The organism is Clostridium sp. FS41 (assembly GCF_000954015.1).
Taxonomy (GTDB): Bacteria; Bacillota; Clostridia; order Lachnospirales; family Lachnospiraceae; genus Enterocloster; species Enterocloster citroniae.
In genome coordinates this window covers 190,697-211,843 of sequence record NZ_JYHN01000046.1, presented here as the reverse complement: position 1 = coordinate 211,843, position 21,147 = coordinate 190,697, and the positions used below count along the sequence as shown (strand labels likewise).

The window sequence follows — 21,147 nt, the reverse complement described above, 5'->3', positions numbered from 1 at the left end:
TTCCAGAAATATAGAATTTACTCTTGCATTCTGGAATTTATAATTACATTTAAGTTTCAATGCAAGACCTAGGACAGTGGTCAAATGCGAAAAGAACAAATGTTCTAAAAACATATTGCGATCTCAAGTCTGCTCCTGTATAATAGCAATAGAAAGAGGAGGCGTCAGATTAGATGATTCGGTTATTTGAATTTCGGGATTTGGATAGGATTATGGAGATTTGGCTGGAGGGGAACCTGAAGGCTCATCCATTTATAAAAGAGGAGTATTGGAGACAGAATTATGAGACAGTCCGCGCTGTGTTGCCAAATGCAGAGGTGTATGTGTTTGAGAAAGACGGGGAGGTCCAGGGCTTCATTGGCATGGACGCAGAATACATTGCTGGATTATTTGTAGCGGAGGGACACCGAGGACAGGGGATTGGCCATCAGCTGATTTCAGAGGTAAAGCGGAAAAAGCGCCTGTCGTTGCATGTATATGAGAAGAATACAGGCGCTGTGGCATTTTATCAGGCGCAAGGATTCCGTGTTGAAAACAGCATGACAGAGAAAGAAAATGGGGAGCAGGAGTATCTGATGGTGTTTCATGAGGGCAGCGAATAAAATGAGGGAACATAGCTTGATAAGGTGGCTGAAATAACTTTTTGGGCAGTTACTTATAAATTGTCATTTATTATGAAGGAGGAGTTACAAAATGTCTAAATATAATTTCTACTATGATGAGTCTGAGCATAGCCGAAAAATCAACTATCAGACAGTAAGTGCCTCTAATTATTATGATAATTTCGTAACCATGGTTGTAGGATGGTCAGCCGAGAAGGATGATATTCTGCAACGGCATGCTTTTTTTGAGGCTAAGTACGCAGACAGAAAAGATCGTAATGGTGAAATAAAAAGTACGATGTTTCAGCAAAAACAATTTAAGTATGGTTTTGCCTCCCTTAATAAGCAGAATGCTCAGTTTGTAAATGATTTTCTGTCGCTTTTTGACGAGGAAATTCATATTTACTTTTCTGTTTCCAGCAAGATCGAATACCTTATGTTGCAGGTTTTTCAAGGGTACGAAAACAGTTTTCTCTTTGATGCAGACTTTATGAAGTATTCCATTACAAAGGCTCTCGTTATATATCGCCCGAAGGAAATCATTAAATGCCTCTACGAATCACCCGAAGACTTTTTAGAGGAACTAAAGAAGTTTTTCCGAGATAAGATTGAATGTAATAAAAACAATTTGGAATTGAAGCAAGCAGAGATGATGGCATTTCAAGAAATTTTACTCGTATTAGATGAAATTTCAGATGCTCCAGAGCTTGATTGGGATTATCATATGCCTTTTGATGGGTTCTATAAGTATCTACAGGAGAAAAATTTACAGAACTATTCACTTATTATTGATAAAGAAGGTGAATCGGAGGAAGAAAGCAAAACTCTAAAGTCTGCCCGTGAAATAGGACTGGATAATTCAGATGAAGCCGATTCTATGGAACATTCAGGTCTTCGTATGGCAGATATGATGGCGGGAATAATTTCTAAGCTGTTGAAGGGGTTATGCGATTCCTTACGATACCAATCTCTTGATGAAAGCACCAACAAAAAGATTCTGGACGTAGGTTGGTTTTGCTTGAGTGAAGTTCAATTAGAGCTTTACAAAAAGCTATATCGTCTTATTTGCGAATGGCAACCAGCTTGGTACAAATCGTACTCTGGCATTTATTCTGATAATTTGGTTGTATTCAATGCTTTGCTTAATTTTATGAACCATTTTGAATCTGTCGAACAGATCCGGGCTGATATAGATATGCAGGGCGAATATTTTAATGCGTTTGCTTGTGAGCAGTTGGCAAGGTATTTTGAGCGGAGAAGATGCAAACTGCCCATTGAGCCTGTAATTCCCTTTGATGAAGAATCATATTTGAACTCAAGGGGTGGGAAGGCATATTTTGATTCGATGAACCAACTTCTTTTGCCGTTGCATGAAGGTTCTCAGACTTTTGATGTATTATTGGTTGGGGTGGATCAGAAATTCACTCCGATAATAACAATTCTAAAAGATGGAGAATCTGAGTGCTTTCGACTTCCAAATGAACTAAGTGAGTGGGTTTGTAGTGTTGTTGGAATGGCTGCCAGGGGGATGAACCTTTTCCCTACCAAAGTGACTTTTTCCAATATTAATGGAAGCTATTATGTGGATATACTTTGAATATAAGGCAATAAAGAGAAGAAAAGAAAAAAGCAAAGGAAGATAATGAAAAGAAATTCTATAACTTCCAGTTATATAAAAGGGAGTTGTTATCGAATCAACCATTTTTGAAACATACCATAAGGCTTCTAAATATGCAGGAGGTGGCATTATGGCAACCTGGAATCCATGGCACGGATGTAGAAAAGTAAGTCCGGGGTGTCTGAACTGCTATGTGTACCGCAGAGACGCCGAAGTTGGAAAAGACAGCAGCTTCATAGCCAGAACATCCAGCTTTGATCTGCCGGTAAAGCGGAATCGAAAAGGTATATATAAATTACAGCCGGACGAGGGGGCCGTGTATACTTGCATGACCTCAGACTTTTTTGTAGAAGAAGCGGATGAATGGCGGCCTGAAGCATGGAAGATGATTCGGGAGAGGGATGACCTGCATTTTGTAATCATTACAAAACGAATCCATCGATTCCAGGTCGGACTTCCAAAAGACTGGGAAGAAGGATAGGACAATGTAACAATCTGCTGTACCTGTGAGAATCAGAATATGGCCGATTATCGGCTCCCCATTTTTCTGAATTTACCAATCAGACACCGGACGATCATTCATGAACCAATGCTGGAATGGATTGAGATTCGCAGATATCTGGCAACCGGATTAATTGAACAAGTTACTTGTGGCGGGGAGTCTGGCCCAGAGGCCAGGATTTGTGATTACGCATGGATCTTAGAAATCATGCAGCAGTGTGTGGAGTATGATATTCCTTTCTGGTTCAAACAGACAGGTGCTAAAGTCAAAAAAGGAAACCGTATTTATCATATTGAGCGGAAAGACCAGATGCACCAAGCGGAAAAGGCTGGGGTGAATTACAGATACGAAAGAAATATAATTAAATAGGAGATACAGGCTTGCATAAATTTAAGAGATAATCAAGTATCATGATACATAATAAAAATGACCGGCAGGATTGAACCTGACTGGTCATTCTTGTTAATTAGAGCTAGAAGGCTGTTATGATAGGGCGTTGGTAAGTAAACGTTATTTATCGTAATAGCCTTTATTTTATTCGTCCGGAACAAAGCGATTATGAGAAAATGACTGAGATGGTTGATAAATATGCAGATTTGATTCAGGAGCTGGAAACCTTACAGGGGCCACGGTTTAAAGTGTAAAAAGGGACAGAGGAGGTTAAATGGTGAATTTTTTGCGAATGGAGTTAAAAAAGATGCTTGGTATGACCCGATACAGCGAAGATGCAACATATATCGGAAGCTGCGGTTATGTGAGAGTAAATGAAGAAGTTCGTATGCGTCTGGAGTTTTCCAGATCTTCTACTACAACGTATGATGGAATTGTTATGACAATGTTTAACCGAAAAGAGGGAACGATTGATACCAATGCGTTGAAATTCCGGGATATCTGGGGTAGGAAGGCGGTCAGCAATCCCAATTTCAAGGAAGGGATTATCCCGCACATTTGGAAAACAAGGGGAAGGAATGGTATGTCTATAAGCCGAATCAGAAGGATTACCAGGTATTGGCGAATGAGATTGGTCAATATGTTGGACTGTTTCAGGAGGCAGAAATAACTCAGGGGCCGCAAATGAATATGTAAATCCGGAAATATGATAAGGCTTTGCTATGAAGGAGGTGATAGTGTTCATTGTGTGAATAGAAAAGAGCAGAATGTTATGATAGGGAGAGACTGATGAAAATCAGTGTCTTTTTTCTCTTGCAAGAGAGCCAAAAAGAAGGAGGCAGAGTTCCGGCCGGGAAAAGATATCTGACTCTTTTTTGAATGGATTTAGAGCAGAAAGCGATAGAAAGAGTGAAGATGGCGTCCGAGATGTCCCTAAGACTATACGGACGCCCCTTGGTTGTGACAGACAGTGGAGGGAAAGACAGCGCAGTCTGTAGGGAAATTGTCAGACGTGCCGGGATACCATTTGAGATTCACCACAACCTGACTACAGCAGATGCACCTCAGACCATTTACTATGTGAGAGATATTTTCCGCAAGCTGGAACTGGAAGGTATTACCTGCTGTGTGAATTATCCGATATACAAAGACCAGAGAGTTACCATGTGGTCGCTGATTCCCATGAAAAAGTTTCCGCCAACAAGGCTGCAGAGATATTGCTGCCAAATTTGTAAAGAGAACTCTTGCCGGGATCGATTTATTACTACCGGTGTGCGATGGGCGGAGAGTGTGAAGCGAAAGAATAACCGGGGCGTTTTTGAAAATTTTGTCTCGGATCCCAGTAAGAAGATTATCCTGAATAATGACAATGATGAGCAGCGCATGCTGTTTGAGAGTTGCACATTAAAGGGGAAAAGAATCTGTAATCCGATTGTGGACTGGCGGGACTCGGATGTGTGGGACTATATACGAAGCGAGCGCTTGGAGATTAATCCGCTTTATGATATGGGATTCTATCGGGTTGGCTGCTTAGGGTGTCCCATGGCAGGGAAAAACCGCTGGACAGAGTTTAGGCTATTCCCAACCTACCAGAGGGCGTATATAAGATCCTTTGGGAAGATGTTGGACGTTATCCATGCTGGCGGAGGAAAGACGAAGTGGAAAACAGCGGAGGCTGTATTCTCATGGTGGATGGAGGAAGAGAACATTGAGGGGCAGATGAGTTTGTTTGATATGCCGGAGTGGAAAATTGAAAATAAAGCATAGAAAAAGATAAGAGCTGCAGTGTCAGCCCCATCGGAGTGCAGGCCGGAGAACTGGCGAAGTGGACTCCGGTGGATACATAGGAATGGGAAGGTAAATACTGAGATATCTAATAATCATGTAGAAGAAGCAGAATCTCGATGAAAAGAGGACAAAATATAAGTTATGAAGTGCTCTCTTTTCTGGTATTATTATCTGGAGTAAACTATAGTTTGGTTCTATACAGTCATATAATTATTGATGCGAAGTATATCTCAAATTATATTAAAATATGCGAAAACATATACAAAGCTGTTATTTTTCGGTATAATAGAATGGAATATAATGGGGGTGTTTGTTTTGGCAGAAACTAATATAAATGAACCGTGGGTGTCTACGAAAGAAATATCTGAGCATTTAGGTGTAACAATAGAAACAGTGCGCAAATGGATAAAGGCAAAAGCAATACCTTGCTCCCGAATGGGCAAGCTTTGGAAATTTAAAAAGTCGGAGGTAGATGAGTGGGTCAAATCCGGCGGAGCTGCGGAGGAAAGAAATGATTAAAATAGAGATTCAAGAAAAAGATGGAAAAATATTTTGTCCCCTAAAGCAAGACTGGTATATAGCAACGCCAGAGGAAAAGGTGCGTCAGAGGTATATTAGAACATTAGTTAATGATTATGGTTATTCTCTCGAACAAATGGCACAGGAGAAAAAAGTTACTAATTCTCAACGTGGACAAGGTGCTGCACGAGCTGATATTATTGTTTGGAAAAGCGAGGAAGAAAAGATACAAAATAAAAGTGCGTTTATTGTTGTTGAATGTAAAGCGGAGAGTGTGCGTATTCATGAAGAGGATTATTACCAAGGTTTCAATTATGCTTCATGGGCAGGAGCAAGTTTTTTTGTAACTACCAATGAGAAAGAAACAAAATATTTTAATGTTGATAAAAACTATATTCCTAAAGAACTTATCGAAGTTGTCGCGTTACCTACAGCGATGGAAGCTGTGAGCGAAAAGAAAATAAAAGAATTATTAAATAAAACAAAAACCTTTACTCGAGATGAGTTTACAAAAACGTTGAGAGCTTGTCATAATATTATCCGCAACAATGATAAACTGTCTCCAGAAGCCGCATTTGATGAGATTAGCAAAATTCTCTTTATGAAAATCAAGTATGAACGAGAACAAAAGGGCACAAAGGTTTTTACAAAAGCACAGTTTGTTAAAGATAATGAAAATCACGAGAAAAATTATCGCCCTATCTTAAAAGGAACACCGAAGGATATGCCTTATATGCAATGGATGTTCGAGCAGACTAAAGAAGAGTTTAGAGAAGATCGTATTTTTGAAGAAATAGAGACCATCAAAATTCGTCAAAATAGCTTTGAACAAATTCTTGAGAAGCTTGAAACCTATAATCTTTCGGATACGCAAGATGATGTTAAGGGCATTGCCTTTGAACAATTTTTAGGAACCACTTTTCGCGGAGAACTTGGGCAATTTTTCACTCCTCGAACAATTGTTGACTTTATGACGCATATCCTCGATCCAATGGAGGGGGAGACGATATGCGATCCAACGTGTGGAAGCGGTGGCTTTTTAATTAAAGCTTTTGAGTATGTTAGAGAAAAAATAGAAAATGATATAAAAGCTGCTAAGGATGAATTGCGTCAAGCTATAGAGGGGGAAGATTATGAAACGAAAAGCGAACAAGAACAACTTAGCATAAATGAAAAAATAGAAGCAATGCAAAGTGTGCTTAATGAAGAACTTAATACGCAACAAGAAAATAGTCGTATGTATAAGCTTTCCCATAATTGTATTTATGGAACTGATGCTAATCCTCGTATGGCACGAACTTCGAAGATGAATATGATTATGCATGGTGATGGTCACGGTGGAGTACATCATCATGATGGATTGTTGAATGTAAATGGCATTTTTGAAGAGCGTTTTGATGTGATTTTAACTAATCCTCCATTTGGGGCAAGAATTGACAAAGAACAAAAAATTTCTGAAGCTGATAAATTTTCAGATGAAGAACTCATTACTAAGTATCGACAAAAATATGGTGCGGCCTATGATGAAGCATTAAAACAAGTAAACAATAACATTGGAAAATCATTGCTAAAGTTATTTGATGTAGGCGCTATGTCTGGGTTAACTGAAGTTTTGTTTATGGAGAGATGTTTGCGTCTGTTGAAAAAGGGAGGGCGTATGGGTATGGTGCTCCCTGAAGGAGTACTAAATACCTCTAACTTGCAAAAAGTCCGTGAATATATCGAGGGTAAAGCGAAGCTTATTTTAATATGCTCTATTCCTCAAGATGTGTTTATTGCCGCTGGTGCGACTGTAAAGCCTAGTTTGGTATTTTTTAAACGATTTACGCAAGAAGAAGAAGAAGAATATGCGGAGGTTACCCAAAAGGCGCGCGGACAGATTAGAGCAATCTATAATGATGAAATTGTAGCTTTAAAGGCTGAGCTATCTTCACTTAATGAAAAAATAGCAGATAAACAAGCAAAAAAGACAGAAATTCGTATGAAAATACGAGATATAAATAAGCGCCTTACTGTTATCGAAAATGCTATTATTGAAGAGGCAAAACCACAAATTAAAGAATATTTTGACTATCAAATTCCTATTGCTAAGGTTGAGGATGCAGGTATAACCTCCACAGGTGCGGTGTCTAGCCACAATCAGTTAAAACCTTTGCAGGAGGAATATAAAGCATATCGACACAATAATCAGCTGTGGCAAGAGAACCATAGCTCAATTTCCTATACCATAAAAAAGGATGGTAGACTTTATCGTATTTTGGATGGTAAGGAGGAAGAACTGAAATGGTAGACGAAAAAAGTCTTTTATCTACTGTGCGATTTTTAGAATTAGAAAAATGGAGCGTAGATTTATCAACACATAGTCTTTTTGCTATCGAGAAAATGCAAAAACTTTCAAAAATAATGAAACGTGTAAAAGATGCGATTATAGTAGAGGATACAAAAAAATATAAAAGGATAACTGTAAAGCTGTATGGAAATGGAGTTGTTGAGAGAGATAAAGCTTATGGTAAAGATATCGGAACAAAGAGACAGTTTAAAGCTAAGGCAGGTCAATTGATAATTTCAAGAATAGATGCACGTAATGGTGCGTTTGGGATTGTTCCAGATGAGTTAGACGGTGCTATTGTCACAAATGATTTTTGGCTTTTCGATGTGTTTGGAGCAGATATAAGGTTTTTGATTTTAGTTTTATCATCGCCTCGATTTCAGTCATATTGGCAATGTAAAAGTAATGGAACGACAAACCGCCAACGAGTTGATGAAAAAGATTTTATGAGTTGTAAAATACCAGTGATTGATATTAGAAAACAAAATGAACTTGTTAAGAAATATGAAGATAAAATTTTACAGGCCAAGGCATGTGAGACAGAAATAGAGTTTTTAGAGGCGAAAGTAGAAGAGTACTTGTTTAATATGTTAGGGATTGTAATTAAACAAAATACTGATATTGTCCCTTCTAATTTTCTTAAAACTACAAGATTTAAAGAAATTATGCAATGGGGATATGAAAAGAATGCTATTTCTTTTCCATATAGTTTTGTTAAAAATAGGGCTTTTTCTTTTTTTGATATGCCCAAATGGTGCATATCTTTAGTTAGGGGGAAAAGCCCTAAATATGCAGAAGCAAGTGCATTTAGTATTCTAAATCAAAAGTGTAATCGTTGGGATGAGATTGATTTGTCTTATGCAAAGTCTGTTGATTCTGCGTGGATAGAAGGGATCGAAAAAGGACTTTTTACTAAAATCAATGACATTTTAATCAATTCTACTGGAGAAGGCACGCTTGGTAGGGCAAGTCTAATAAAAGAGGAACAACATACGGGGTTGTTATTTGATAGTCATATTATGTCATTGAGGGTAAACGAAGATTTTGTTAATCCTCAATTGCTTGTTTACTTAATAAATAGTAGCTTTGGTCAAAAACAAATTGAAATTTTAAAAGGAGCACAAGCAACAAAACAGACAGAACTAGGAGTGGAGAATATGAAAAAGATAGTTTTTCCGCTGCCTGAAAAATCTGTACAAAATGAAATTGTTGGTCATATTACTGAAATAAAAGATCAAATTAATGTTCTTCGCCAAAAGTCAGATAGTTTGTGTAGTATTGCAAAAAAAGAGTTTGAAGACGTTATTTTTGGCAAATAAATTTAGGTGATGTTTTGGTACATAGATTGAAATATGCGTATTTCTGTTTTTAAGTTAGAAAATATAGTTTATTACATTTGGGAGAAAGCATATATTTTTAAAATAATAGAGGCCAATCGGGAGGAAAAAATAGTCAGGAAATAATTTGCATAGATAATATCAGGTGACATCACGATTGTAGATTCGAGGATTTACCTGTAAACGATTAATTGATGAAGATTAATGGTAACAAGGATTACCGCATACAAAAGGAAGCCACCTATGAATAGTATAGTTTATGTTGGAATGGATGTCCATAAGGAAAGTTACACAGTTTGCAGCTATAGCTTTGACACGGATAAGGTAATGTATCAACAAAAGCTGCCATCTGATTATAAGCTGATTCTGAAATATCTGGAGCAATTAAGAAAAAAGTTTTCAGATGATACAGAAAAATAGATATTGAGTAAGATGTTTTGTAATGGTTTTGGTGTTTTTGTAATGCATTTTTTTCTTAACAAAGCAGTAATTGTGGTACAGCCTGATGCACAATTACTGCTTTGTTTAAAATATTTGCTATCAGATGAAAATAAGGTCCTGTTTCATTGTAGAATATGTTGGTATATTCAACAATGAAAGGAGACCAGATGATGAAAATGAAAGAAGAACGGCAGGTTCTAAAAATCCCTGCAGTTTCTCCCATAGGGAAAATTACAGAAGAAAAGAAACAAACGCTTTGCGTGGCAGCATATTGTAGGGTTAGCACAGAACTGGATCAACAAGCTGGTAGTTACGCAAGGCAGATGTCTTACTATCGGGAAAAGATTGACAAAAAGGAAGGGTGGATTTTAGCGGGTATCTATGCCGATGAAGGTGTTAGTGGTACGGCAAAGAAAAGAAGAGATGGCTTCCTACAAATGATTCAAGATTGTGAGGATGGAAAGATAGATCTGATTTTGACAAAGTCTATTAGTCGCTTTGCGAGGAATACAGTTGACCTTCTTACTACAATACGCAATCTGAAAAGTAGGAACATTGCAGTGTATTTTGAAAAGGAGCAGATCAATACGTTGGATGGAGCTGGTGAGATTTTGCTCACCATTCTCAGCAGTCAAGCACAGGAGGAAAGCCGGAATACCAGTGAAAATATTCGCTGGAGTATTCGGCAGAAGTTTGAGAAGGGAGAGCTGATGGTCAACCATAATCATTTTATGGGGTATACCAAAGATACAAATGGGCAGCTCCTAATTGTTCCAGAAGAAGCTGAAATCGTGCGAAATGTTTTCCACTTGTATTTAATCGGTCATAGCTGTGCCTTTATTGCAAGATATCTAGAACAACATGGAATGAAAACGGTAATGGGAAAAAATAAATGGTGTGCTACGGTGATTGAGAAAATGCTCTCAAATGAAAAATATCTAGGAGCCGCCTTGCTGCAAAAGACATATACTGTGGACTATTTGACAAAACAGAGATCAAAAAATAATGGAGAACTCTCTAAATATTTTATTAAAAACAATCATTCACCTATTGTATCAGAAGAAATATTCTATGATGTTCAAAATGAAAAACTCAGTCGCAGTTATTATAGACGAAAAGATGCAGGACGTCCGTCCCAATATCCAATCACAATGAAGCTAATATGCGACTGTTGTGGAGACCATTATCTACGGGTGAGAAGAAAAGGGGATAGAAAAGAACACATTGTCTGGCGATGCAAGAGCCGCATATTGCATGGGGACAGATATTGCACAAAGCTGTCTACCATCCCGGAAACGGATTTGCATAAAGCTATATGGGGAGCATATTCTCGTATATTACATATAAAGCACTGTTCTGACCAAGTAGAGTTAGGGCAAATTGCAGATCAGATGGCAGATCGAAAGAAAATGATCTTTAGGGCTATTCAAGAAAATGTGCAAGGATTTTGGGTATGGAATGATTTAATGGCATATTATGCAAATGTCAAGAATGAATATGATGAATTGAGTGAGCTCTTGCTTAGAAAATTCCTAGAGAGGGAGGAATCAATGTTTATTCGGTGTCCTTTCAAGCATATGAAAGCATATTCGAATTACAATAAGTATGAAGATGAATTGGTCAACCTTTATGTGGAACGTATATGGACGGTGGCATCAAATGAAGTTATAATATTGTTTAAGAACGGAAGTATGGTAAGAGAGAAATGGGATTACTAAAGGTGGTTTATTATCAGTTGATAACAGTGAAACAGATGTAAATCATAAAAGGCGAGCATATTAAACATATTTTTGAAGAGGGCGAGTTAGGTGAACAGTCACTTGTTCGGAAATTCATGGTTTCTGACCATGAAAAGTGGGGAAACTATGTACGCGAACTTAGAGAATATTTAATTAGCGCAGAGAGATTTTATACCTATGATATTTGGAAGAAATAAAGATTGAGGAAAAGAAATTATGACAAACAAGAAGAAAGAGATTACAATCCACAGTTCAGCCGCAGAGTATTTAACTTATGTAGCATCTACAGGTAGTAATTCAGATAGTTTTGAGATGCGTTATGAGGACGAGAACATCTGGCTGACGCAGAAAATGATGGCAACCTTATATGATGTTTCTGTATCAGCAATCAATCAGCACCTTAAAAGGATATTTGAAGATAATGAGCTGGTAGAAGAATCAGTTATTAAGAAATACTTAATAACTGCCTCGGATGGTAAATCCTACAGTGCGAAACATTATAACTTACAGGTAATCATTGCCGTTGGCTTTAAAGTGAACAACGACCGTGCCGTAAGATTCCGCAAATGGGCTGGTCAGATTGTCAAGGATTATACAATTCAGGGCTGGACGATGGACAAAGAGCGTCTGAAAAAAGGGCATATGTTCACCGATGAATATTTTGAACGACAGCTGGAAAATATTCGTGAGATACGCCTATCTGAGCGCAAGTTTTATCAAAAGGTTACAGATCTCTATGCCACAGCGTTTGATTACGACAAAGATGCCAAGACTACCCGGCAGTTTTTCAAAATGGTACAGAATAAGATGCATTGGGCCGTACATCGGCATACGGCAGCGGAATTGATTGTAGAGCGTGCAAATGCTGAAAAAGACCATATGGGCCTGACAACATGGGAATCAGCACCGGATGGGAAAATCGTCAAAGCTGATGTTAGTGTTGCTAAGAACTACCTGAGCGAAAAGGAAATGTCCTATTTGGAAAGAATCGTTTCACTGTATCTTGACTATGCGGAGTTACAGGCGGAACGAAGAATACCGATGAGTATGGAAGACTGGGCTAAGCGTCTTGACGGATTTTTGGAGTTTAATGGGAACGAATTACTTATGGGACCGGGAAAAGTCAGTGCAGAACAGGCCAAGCTTCATGCAGAGACAGAGTTTGAAAAATATCGTATTGTTCAGGATCGATTATTTATGTCAGATTACGATAAGTATTTGTTAGAATTAGAATATCAAGCAGAGCAAAGTGATGAGTAAAGTTGATTATATCGTTTCCGCTGGGGGAGGAGTATAACTTCCTGCCATCATTATTATCCACTCAACAAATGGTGAGGTTTATGTGGAATTATGTCGAAAAAAGACATACCTTCTGGTCCGATGGAAAAAGAAGAAAAATTCGTAGTATCATAAGAAGATTTCTGGTATAATACTACTAGGAAGGTGGAGGTGGAAATCTTGAAGAAAGATGCGATAAAGTTAGCAAAACAGGTTGCCGGAACCATGGCGATTGAAGGAATGAAGTTGAAACAGTCAGAGTATAATCAGCTTTTGCGTTGTGCTAATGGTCAACAATCAACTTCGGCAACGATAAAGAAGGTTATTAGGCAATATACGGTCAAATAGGTGAAAAGATGGAACAATATTATTATAAGTACGAACAGGATAGCGTACTTTTCCCTTTAAGCAGCCCATAAACTTGATACGCGTACTATGAGCAAAAAGGTCGGCATAATGGATAAGGCTTTGATGAAACTATCCGACTACGGCATTGAAATTCAAGAAAACATTTAAAACAATCCATCATACTTTATTGAGTATAAGATACATTATGGCAGATTCCGGCTTGTGGAATTGGAAAATTTCAAACAGGCTCTTCCACAGATATGAGACAGATAAAAAGGGATAAAAAAGATAAAATAAGTGCTGACCGAAAAAAGTAAACGGTTAGCCTTTTTTAATGAAATAAATTGCATTCTTGGGACAAGCAATAAAAATTTATCTGAGCCGGTCTGTGCTCCCTCTTCTGAGCCGGTCTGTGATCCCTCTTCTGGGCAGGACTGTGATCCCTCCCCGAAGCAAGACTGTAATCCTTCCCAAGTGTTGAAGAATTTGGAATTTTGTTTTCTTTATACGCGTAACAGTAAATATTTCCATTTTTCTAGAACTTCGACATTAGCCGGGATTAAATAAGGATCCTTTCGCGTATATGGTAAGAATATGCTAGTATATGCATTGCATCCCTCCTGAAAGAGTGGTACAATAAAACAATACCCATCATGAGCAGGGTGGGTATTGTTTTTAGAAATTACTGTTTTCTCAGGAAATGCCGGACGGATTATGCTTGGCTGATAAAGAATATCGGGTGCAAGAGATGTTATTTTAAACTGGAGGACAAGGATGGGAAAAAGGGATGAGTTGAATGAATTGATTTACGAGTACTATGAGTCTCGTATTCTCTTTGGTATATACAAGTACGGCGAACAATTGAAGTCGGTACCACAAATTTGCACTTTGTTCAGGGTGGCCCGGAATACCGTACAAATTGCGTTTAGCAGGCTGGAAGAGAATGGATATATAAAAACAGAAAAGCGGAAAGTTGCCAGGGTTGTTTATCAGGGATCGGAAGAACTGTTTAGGGAAAATGTTGTAACGTATTTTGCTCTGCGCAGGGAGGGGATCCAGGACGTTCAATTTAATGGTAATTTAGTGTTTTCATCAATATGGGAAAAGGGTATACAGAATTTAAAACAGGATTTGCAGAAAAACCCCGGTGGGACGAAGACAGCGGGCCAAGCCGCATCAGAGCCAATCAGGCTGTATGTGGACGTTTTGAATACATTTCATAATGAGTTATTGCTTGGCCTTTTTTGGCAGAACATGCGTTATATCAGTTATTTCTATCCCCCTAGAAATGATAGGAAGGCGAATTATGCAGTGGAAGATTTATTATCAGCGGAAAATGCAAACCGCCTAAAAGAAGAAACAGATGCCTATTATTATAATATCTATTTGGGTATTATGGAGTTTATTGACTTAAATCGTGAAACGTATCATCTGGAGCATGAGACTCAGATTCCGTTTATATGGACAATTTACCGGAAGCGGCCGCAGGTTCGTTATACGCTGGCCTCCACCATTATCCGTGAGATTCTGTGGGATGTTTATCCGGTTGGAAGCTATCTGCCCTCGCTGCCCAAGATGGCGGAGCGGTATCATGTTTCCTTAATTACAGTACGCCGGACTTTGGATGTATTGAACTCACTTGGGGTGACCAGGACTTATATGGGGATTGGGACAAAGGTCTGTCTGGAATCAGTTGACATTGATATCATGGGCAGACCTGAAATCCGGGAAAACCTGCGCCTTCATGGAGAGGCAATGCAGATACTGGCTTTGACGGTCCGCAATGTGACTCACTATACATTGGAATCGGTTAAAAGAGAGAGGAGGAAGGAACTGTTACAGACAATAAGAATGCTTCATGATAAAAATAACAGTATACTTTGTATAGATGTTCTTCTGAATTTCATCTCCAGCGAATGCCCTTCCGCGTCTTTGCGGGAGATTTACGGTAAATTGAGGGAGCTTGTAGCCTGGGGGTATATTTTTTCGGCTGTATTAATGGCAGCCGGGCAGATGGAAGCCAATTCGGATGATTTGATCTGCCGGATGGAGGATGCTCTGCAAACTGACAATTCAGAAGTGTTTGCCGGACTTTGGCAGTTGTTTGTTGAGGAGAGGCTTAATTCCTTCTATAAAAAGTTCCCTTTGTGGAATGCACAAGGGGATCGATTCTCGCCATGACAGCCAATGGGTTTTATGAATGAGGCATTGGCGGCAGGAATGCACTGCCATATTGGGAAAACGATTGATATAGACGTGCTTTATAGAACCATGTCTGAACTGTTAAGACAGTGATATCATATCATTACCGGGAGGGTATTATGTTGGGACATATACAGAATATGAAATTAAGGGCCAGACTGCTGTTATCATATGCAGTCATCATCATCATATGCCTGGCGGCAAGTATCACAGCGCTGTTTATGCTGAATAGAATCGGTAATAACCTGTCTTCCTTTTACAACAATAATTATACCGTTACGGTTCATGTGTGGATGGCAAAGAGGGAAATGCAGGCTGCGCGTGCGGATCTCCTGAATGCCATATTAGATTCGGACGTGGACGATAATGAGAACGTGGAAAAAGCAAACAGGCATCTTGGTAATATGCGTGCGGCATTCCCTGTGATCCGGAAGTCATTTAAGGGGGATATTGCATTGGTGGATCAGGTTGATTCTTTCTTAGAGCAGGCTATCGTATACCGTGACCAGGTGTTTGAACTGATGGAATCAGATCAACGTGGGGAAGCTTATGAGGTCATGAAATTAAATTATATCCCGCTTCTGGACCAGATGTCGGATACGCTTCAGGAAATAGCAGATGTAGCAGGCCGGAATGCGAAGCTTATGGTGGAAGAAGGGGAGCAAGCGCGGACAGCTGCAATTGTTATAGTGATTGTAATTATGGTATTAAGTATTGTGTCGGCATTATTGTTTGGGCTTTATATATCCAATGGTATTCTCAGGCCTGTCAATGAAATCCAGCATGCCGCCCAAAAGCTGGCCGGAGGAGAACTTGATGGAGCATTTGTCGCCTATACATCAGAAGACGAATTGGGTAAAATGTCGGACAGCATACGCGATTTAATCAGCTACCAGCATACGATCATTGAGGATATCAGCGATATCCTTGGTTCCATGGCACAAGGGAATTTCAGGGTTCAATCGAAAGCGAGAGAATATTACAGGGGTCAGTATAACCGTATCTTAATTTCCATGAGGGAGCTGCGCGATAACCTTGACAGTATTCTTTTGCAGATCGGCCATTCGGCAAAACAGGTTGCAGACGGCAGCGAACAAGTATCTGCCGGAGCGCAGGCGCTTGCCCTGGGGGCGGCGGAACAGGCCGGATCGGTTGAAGAACTTGCAGCAGCCGTACATAATATATCTGAACGTGTAAATGAAACAGCGGAAAATGCGGGTGATGCACGTGTTCAGACAGATCAGGCAGGTATACAGGTTTCCATGAGCAGTAAAAAGATGCAGGAAATGATTGATGCAATGAAAGTAATCAGTGAAAAGTCCAGTCAGATTTCTAAAATCATAAAAACAATTGAGGACATTGCATTTCAAACAAATATTCTGGCTTTAAATGCTTCTGTGGAAGCGGCGAGAGTAGGTAAGGCCGGGGAGGGATTTGCGGTAGTCGCAAAAGAGATCCGTAATCTGGCGGACAGAACATCGGAAGCATCTAAAAATACAACGGTGTTAATTAAGGAATCAGCGGCTGCGGTTGAAGAAGGAGAAAGAGCAGCCTGTGCAACAGCAGGCTCGCTGGCACAGGTGGTAAAAAGTACAAAACAGGTGATAATGACAGTGGATAAGATAGCTGCCGCAACCAACTATCAAAGCGAATCCGTTTTACAGATTACAGCAGAAGTAGGACAGATATCGGATGTGGTGCAGAGTAACTCCGCAACGTCAGAAGAATTGGCTGCCGCCAGTGAAGAACTTTCCTCACAGGCGCAGGTATTGGAAGAACTGGCTGAACGGTTTGAATTGTATGGATGAGCCCTGTATACTCTTTTCCGTAAAGTTCCCTCTGGCATTTGCAGGATAATAGATTCTGGTCAAATGCTTGTACGATGAAGTGCATCTGGACCAGCGGAACATTCCAGAGAATGGAGGACGTTATGAAAAGAGGAAATAAAAACCGGGCGATTGCTTTTGTCATAGCGACATTAGCCGTTTTATCACTTGCGGTCTGCGTCTATATGAAACAGCTCACCAAAGCAACTGACGCCTCGGTGGTAGCTTCGATGCAGGAACTATCCAAACACGATATGCAGAACATTCAAAGTGAACTGGAAAACTCGTGGGATTCCCTGTCTGCAGTTTATACCAGAACGCAGACCAGCCAATGCGCTAATATTCAGGAGGTTTGCAATCGCTTGAATTTGGAGCAGATTTCCAATATATTCAATACAATTTATTTGGTGGATTCTGATGGAAATACATACTCCGGCTCAAATGTAATAAAAAATGAAAAGGACAAGGAGTATGTATTGTCACTCTTTTCCGATCAAGATAAAATTGTTATGCGCTATGACAATTTGGACGTTTTGGAAACGATCACAGAAAGTCTTGTGTATGGAGTTCGGTGTGAGCCCTTTCAGGTGGACAGTATTCAGTTTATTGGAATCATCGGCTTTTCAAAAATCAGTCTGATGGCGGAGCGCCTGAAAATAGACAGCTTTGACGGGCGTGGCTATACCGGAATTATTGACATAGACGGAAATTACGTTGTCAACCGGGACCGCAGCGCGGGAATAGGGAAAATCGACAACTATTTTGAACAGCTGCAAAATCGTGCGGGTCTGTCGAAAAAGGAAATTTCGGATATTATCGCCCGGATAGGGCAGGAAGAAGAGTTTCTATTGCACTTTAATTATATAGATCAGGGAGCACAGGTGGTATCCTTTATTCCGATGCCCGGTACGACATGGAGTATCGTTCTCACAGTTCCACAGGAGGTGTTCCGCGAACAGACTCAGCAGTTTGTACTCATGACAGTTGTGATGCTTGCGGTGGTTGTGATCGTTTTGTGCTTAATGATGTTTGCGATTGTCCGCATCTCTCTGATTTCCGCAACCGCAAGAGCGGAAGCAAAATCCCGCGGCGAGTTCCTTTCAAACATGAGTCACGAGATACGCACGCCTCTTAACGGAATCATCGGCCTGATCCATCTGATGCAGCAGAACATTGGGGATCATGAACGGATGACAGGATATCTTAGAAAATCTGATTCAACTGCAAAATACCTGCTTTCACTTGTCAACGATATTCTGGATATGTCAAAGCTTCAATCTGACAAAATGGTGTTGGTGCCAAAGCCGTTTTCTGTTGACGAGCTGGTTTCCACGACTGAGTCTCTGATGCGCAGCCGTATGGAGGATAAGGGGATTGACTTTCGGGTCGAAACAAGTATTATCTGTTCCAATCTTATTGGAGATGATATGAGGATTGAACAGATCCTGGTCAATATTTTGGGAAATGCGGTTAAATTTACTCCAAAGGGTGGCCGCGTCATTATGCGGGTACTCCAGTCGGCCGAAGGTGAAAGGATATTGACAACCTATCAGGTAGAAGACACCGGCTGCGGCATGAGCGAAGAGTTTCAACAAAAGATATTTGATCCGTTTAGCCAGGAGCACAGCGGTATTTCACAGGGGAGCCAGGGCACCGGTCTTGGTATGTCCATCAGTTCTCTGCTGGCGAAGCAAATGGGAGGCACGCTGTCTGTGACAAGCCGGCTTGGCAAAGGAAGCTGCTTTACCTTGTCTTTAGTGTCAGAGACTGCCCCGGAGGATTTTGGCAGTGCTGCCGCGGCAGACATCGTACACCTGGACCATGAAAACGAGAGAAAACTGCATATTCTGGTAGCTGAGGATAATGACTTAAATGCGGAAATCCTTATGGAAATTTTGGATACATCGGGTTTCACCGCAGTGCGGGCCGCAGATGGAGGCGAGGTAGTTGAACTGTTTGAAAAGTCCTCTCAATATGAGTTCGGGCTTATCCTGATGGATGTGCAAATGCCTGTGCGAAATGGCTATGAGGCGACAAAGCTCATCCGCAGGCTGAATCGTCCTGACGCCAAGACGGTTATTATTTATGCGTGTACAGCCAATACGTTTAGGGAGGATCAGGACCGGGCGAGGGAAGCTGGAATGGACGGTTTTATTGCAAAACCAATTGATGTAAGTAAGATGATGCAGAAGCTTGGAGCAGTAAAATAGAGGGGAGAAAAAATGAAAGATTGGATACGGATTGTCACGGGGGGAATAATCGTTGTTATGTTTTTAGGTGCGCTTACCGGATGCAAAACACAGGAAGCAGCCAAGAAGCAGATCACACTGAGAGTAAAAATCCCTCCGCTGACCGTGGCCAACGCCGACACAGGCATTACCGATTCTTATGAAGTATTAAGCAAGGCAGGCCAGGAGTTTGCCGCCCAGTACACGGAATGCGATGTCACGGTGGAGGTTGTGAAGTTCGGCTACACGGAGGAGGACGAATATATTACCGGATGCTTTGATACGGATGATGCAGCGGACATTCTGCTTGAAGGCTACTTTAACATGTCGGGATATATACATACAGGCCGTGTGGTGCCGCTGGACGACATTATCACGGAGGAAATGCGGGCAGATGTTGATGATATGCTCTGGAAAATGAGCCAGGTGGAAGGCAAGACCTATATGCTGCCTTACTACAGCCTTCAAAACACGCTGATTTATAACCGGGATCTGTTCCGTCAATGCGGACTGGCGGAGTACGTTGGAGAGGATGGCACGATACAGAACTGGACACCGGAGGAATGGGAGTATATTCTCTCCACATTGGCTGCAGGGCTGCCTGAGATGACCTATCCCATGTTGATGTATGCCAAGAACGACCAGGGAGATACGCATATCATGACTTTACTGCGCAGCAAGGGGAGTCCGTTCTTTGATGAAAATGGACGTTTTAATCTCAATACAAAAGAGGGGATTGCCGCCCTGCAGTGGATCGCGGATTCCTACCAAAAGGGTTATTTCCCAGCCGGTTGTGAAAATATGGAGATTGTTGACTGCAGTGATCTGTTTACAAATAACCAGCTTGCTATCTACATGGCAAACAGCGCCACATTGCCTGGTATGGACAGGAGTTCAACAGGGGTTGCCAATTTTCCCAGCCTGAATGGGAACGGATATAATACATCGTTTGTCACCGGCTTTGAGATTTTTGACAATGGGGACCAGGAGAAGGTTCAGGCCGCCAAGGATTTCCTGCGTTATTTTATGTCCACTGAGGAACTCATGAATTATGCGCAGGTTGGTATCCCCGCCAGCAACGCCACAGCAGAGCGTGTAAGCCAGTACATTTTTATGCAGGAGGCATATACCGCCAACGCAGGCAACACGGTGGACTTCACCGCAAACAATCCAAACTGGCGCGGTGTGCGCGATGTATTTTATACACATATCCATGAACTGCTTGTTGGAACCAAAACACCCCAGGAGGTAGCCGAGGCGCTTGATAAGGAGTGTAATGCGGCAATTGAGACAGGTTGGAAAACTAGTAAGCTGCATCAGTAGGACGGGGCGGACGGAGGGAAAGACACTTATGGAGAGAAAATCACCTTGACGCCGTTTAACCGGGGTGGATATCGGGCATGCCCGGAATCAGGAGAATGGAGGAACAGACATGAAGGAAACAAAGCTGGATAAGCAGAAAAAGAACCTTGTAAAACTTGGTGTAATGGAGGAATCAGATACGCTGATTGATTTTTTACAGGCCAATTACATTGAGCGCCTAATAGGAAAATTGGGCCAATGGAAGAAGGGATGGGCATATTTTACGGAGGAACGACTGATCGTGACAACCGGATTATTGGAAGAAAATATTGTGATTCCCTATAAAAATATCCAAAAATTGGAGAAATGCTCACAGACTTTTATGCCCATCGGAATTGCCATTACTTATGAGAACAAGGAGAGCGGTGAAATCATAACTGATAAAATTTCCATGATGAAGCGGGATAAATGGATGGCTTTTATGGAGGAACACTGTAAAACAATATGACAAACAATAAAGCGATAGTGGAGAACCAAATTATGGCACTTAATCTTGTAGGATTGAATGTTTCAACAGGTAGATGAAGAAAACTGTAATGGATTGGGTATTCCGAAAGTCAGGAGTTTTGGCATTGGTTTACGGTGACAATGCTGGCAAATACGAGGATATAATCACTTCTCTGCCTGCTGATATGCGA

Annotated in this window: 16 protein-coding genes and 1 pseudogene; all 17 read left to right on the top strand. The window is 40.6% G+C overall.

What is annotated here, in order from left to right:
* Positions 1–173 precede the first annotated feature (173 nt).
* The 17 genes and pseudogenes from CLFS41_RS07790 (at position 174) to CLFS41_RS07720 (ending at position 20,957) form a co-directional block, all read left to right on the top strand.
* A complete protein-coding gene (locus CLFS41_RS07790) occupies positions 174–602 on the top strand; it encodes an N-acetyltransferase (protein WP_045091947.1) in 429 nt (142 codons plus the stop codon).
* A gap of 91 nt (positions 603–693) precedes the next feature.
* Positions 694–2,199 (top strand): DUF3800 domain-containing protein, encoded by a 1,506-nt coding sequence (locus tag CLFS41_RS07785; protein ID WP_045091946.1) that lies wholly within the window; start codon positions 694–696, stop codon positions 2,197–2,199.
* Positions 2,200–2,350: 151 nt separating this feature from the next.
* Positions 2,351–3,091 (top strand): annotated as a pseudogene (locus tag CLFS41_RS07780) (DUF5131 family protein).
* Positions 3,092–3,386: 295 nt separating this feature from the next.
* A complete protein-coding gene (locus CLFS41_RS07775) occupies positions 3,387–3,782 on the top strand; it encodes a hypothetical protein (protein WP_242856789.1) in 396 nt (131 codons plus the stop codon).
* A gap of 209 nt (positions 3,783–3,991) precedes the next feature.
* The gene (locus CLFS41_RS07770; protein WP_045091945.1) at positions 3,992–4,879 is read left to right on the top strand and encodes a phosphoadenosine phosphosulfate reductase family protein; all 888 of its coding nucleotides are present in this window, start codon (positions 3,992–3,994) and stop codon (positions 4,877–4,879) included.
* A 336-nt stretch (positions 4,880–5,215) separates the two neighbouring features.
* A complete protein-coding gene (locus CLFS41_RS07765; protein ID WP_242856787.1) occupies positions 5,216–5,419 on the top strand; it encodes a helix-turn-helix domain-containing protein in 204 nt (67 codons plus the stop codon).
* Positions 5,412–7,709 (top strand): N-6 DNA methylase, encoded by a 2,298-nt coding sequence (locus tag CLFS41_RS07760; RefSeq protein WP_045091943.1) that lies wholly within the window; start codon positions 5,412–5,414, stop codon positions 7,707–7,709. Before CLFS41_RS07765 ends, CLFS41_RS07760 begins: the two co-directional genes overlap by 8 nt.
* Complete coding sequence (locus CLFS41_RS28945; protein ID WP_052665667.1) at positions 7,703–9,067, top strand: restriction endonuclease subunit S; 1,365 nt, start codon at positions 7,703–7,705, stop codon at positions 9,065–9,067. The genes CLFS41_RS07760 and CLFS41_RS28945 overlap by 7 nt, the downstream gene beginning before the upstream one ends.
* A gap of 261 nt (positions 9,068–9,328) precedes the next feature.
* Positions 9,329–9,505 (top strand): hypothetical protein, encoded by a 177-nt coding sequence (locus CLFS41_RS29785; protein ID WP_200895084.1) that lies wholly within the window; start codon positions 9,329–9,331, stop codon positions 9,503–9,505.
* Positions 9,506–9,693: 188 nt separating this feature from the next.
* Positions 9,694–11,244, top strand: coding sequence for a recombinase family protein (locus CLFS41_RS07750; protein ID WP_242856785.1), 1,551 nt, complete (start codon positions 9,694–9,696; stop codon positions 11,242–11,244).
* Between the two features lie 237 nt (positions 11,245–11,481).
* On the top strand, positions 11,482–12,525 hold the full coding sequence (locus tag CLFS41_RS07745; RefSeq protein WP_045091941.1) for a virulence RhuM family protein: 1,044 nt from the start codon (positions 11,482–11,484) through the stop codon (positions 12,523–12,525).
* A 198-nt stretch (positions 12,526–12,723) separates the two neighbouring features.
* Positions 12,724–12,891, top strand: coding sequence for a hypothetical protein (locus tag CLFS41_RS30055; protein WP_003500161.1), 168 nt, complete (start codon positions 12,724–12,726; stop codon positions 12,889–12,891).
* A 774-nt stretch (positions 12,892–13,665) separates the two neighbouring features.
* The gene (locus CLFS41_RS07740; RefSeq protein WP_045091940.1) at positions 13,666–15,072 is read left to right on the top strand and encodes a GntR family transcriptional regulator; all 1,407 of its coding nucleotides are present in this window, start codon (positions 13,666–13,668) and stop codon (positions 15,070–15,072) included.
* Positions 15,073–15,212: 140 nt separating this feature from the next.
* Positions 15,213–16,901, top strand: a complete 1,689-nt coding sequence (locus tag CLFS41_RS07735) for a methyl-accepting chemotaxis protein (protein ID WP_045091939.1) — start codon at positions 15,213–15,215, stop codon at positions 16,899–16,901.
* 122 nt (positions 16,902–17,023) lie between these two features.
* Positions 17,024–19,129, top strand: coding sequence for a hybrid sensor histidine kinase/response regulator (locus CLFS41_RS28940; RefSeq protein WP_082082526.1), 2,106 nt, complete (start codon positions 17,024–17,026; stop codon positions 19,127–19,129).
* 12 nt (positions 19,130–19,141) lie between these two features.
* The gene (locus tag CLFS41_RS07725) at positions 19,142–20,470 is read left to right on the top strand and encodes an extracellular solute-binding protein (protein ID WP_045091938.1); all 1,329 of its coding nucleotides are present in this window, start codon (positions 19,142–19,144) and stop codon (positions 20,468–20,470) included.
* A gap of 109 nt (positions 20,471–20,579) precedes the next feature.
* A complete protein-coding gene (locus CLFS41_RS07720) occupies positions 20,580–20,957 on the top strand; it encodes a hypothetical protein (RefSeq protein ID WP_045091937.1) in 378 nt (125 codons plus the stop codon).
* Positions 20,958–21,147: the final 190 nt, after the last annotated feature.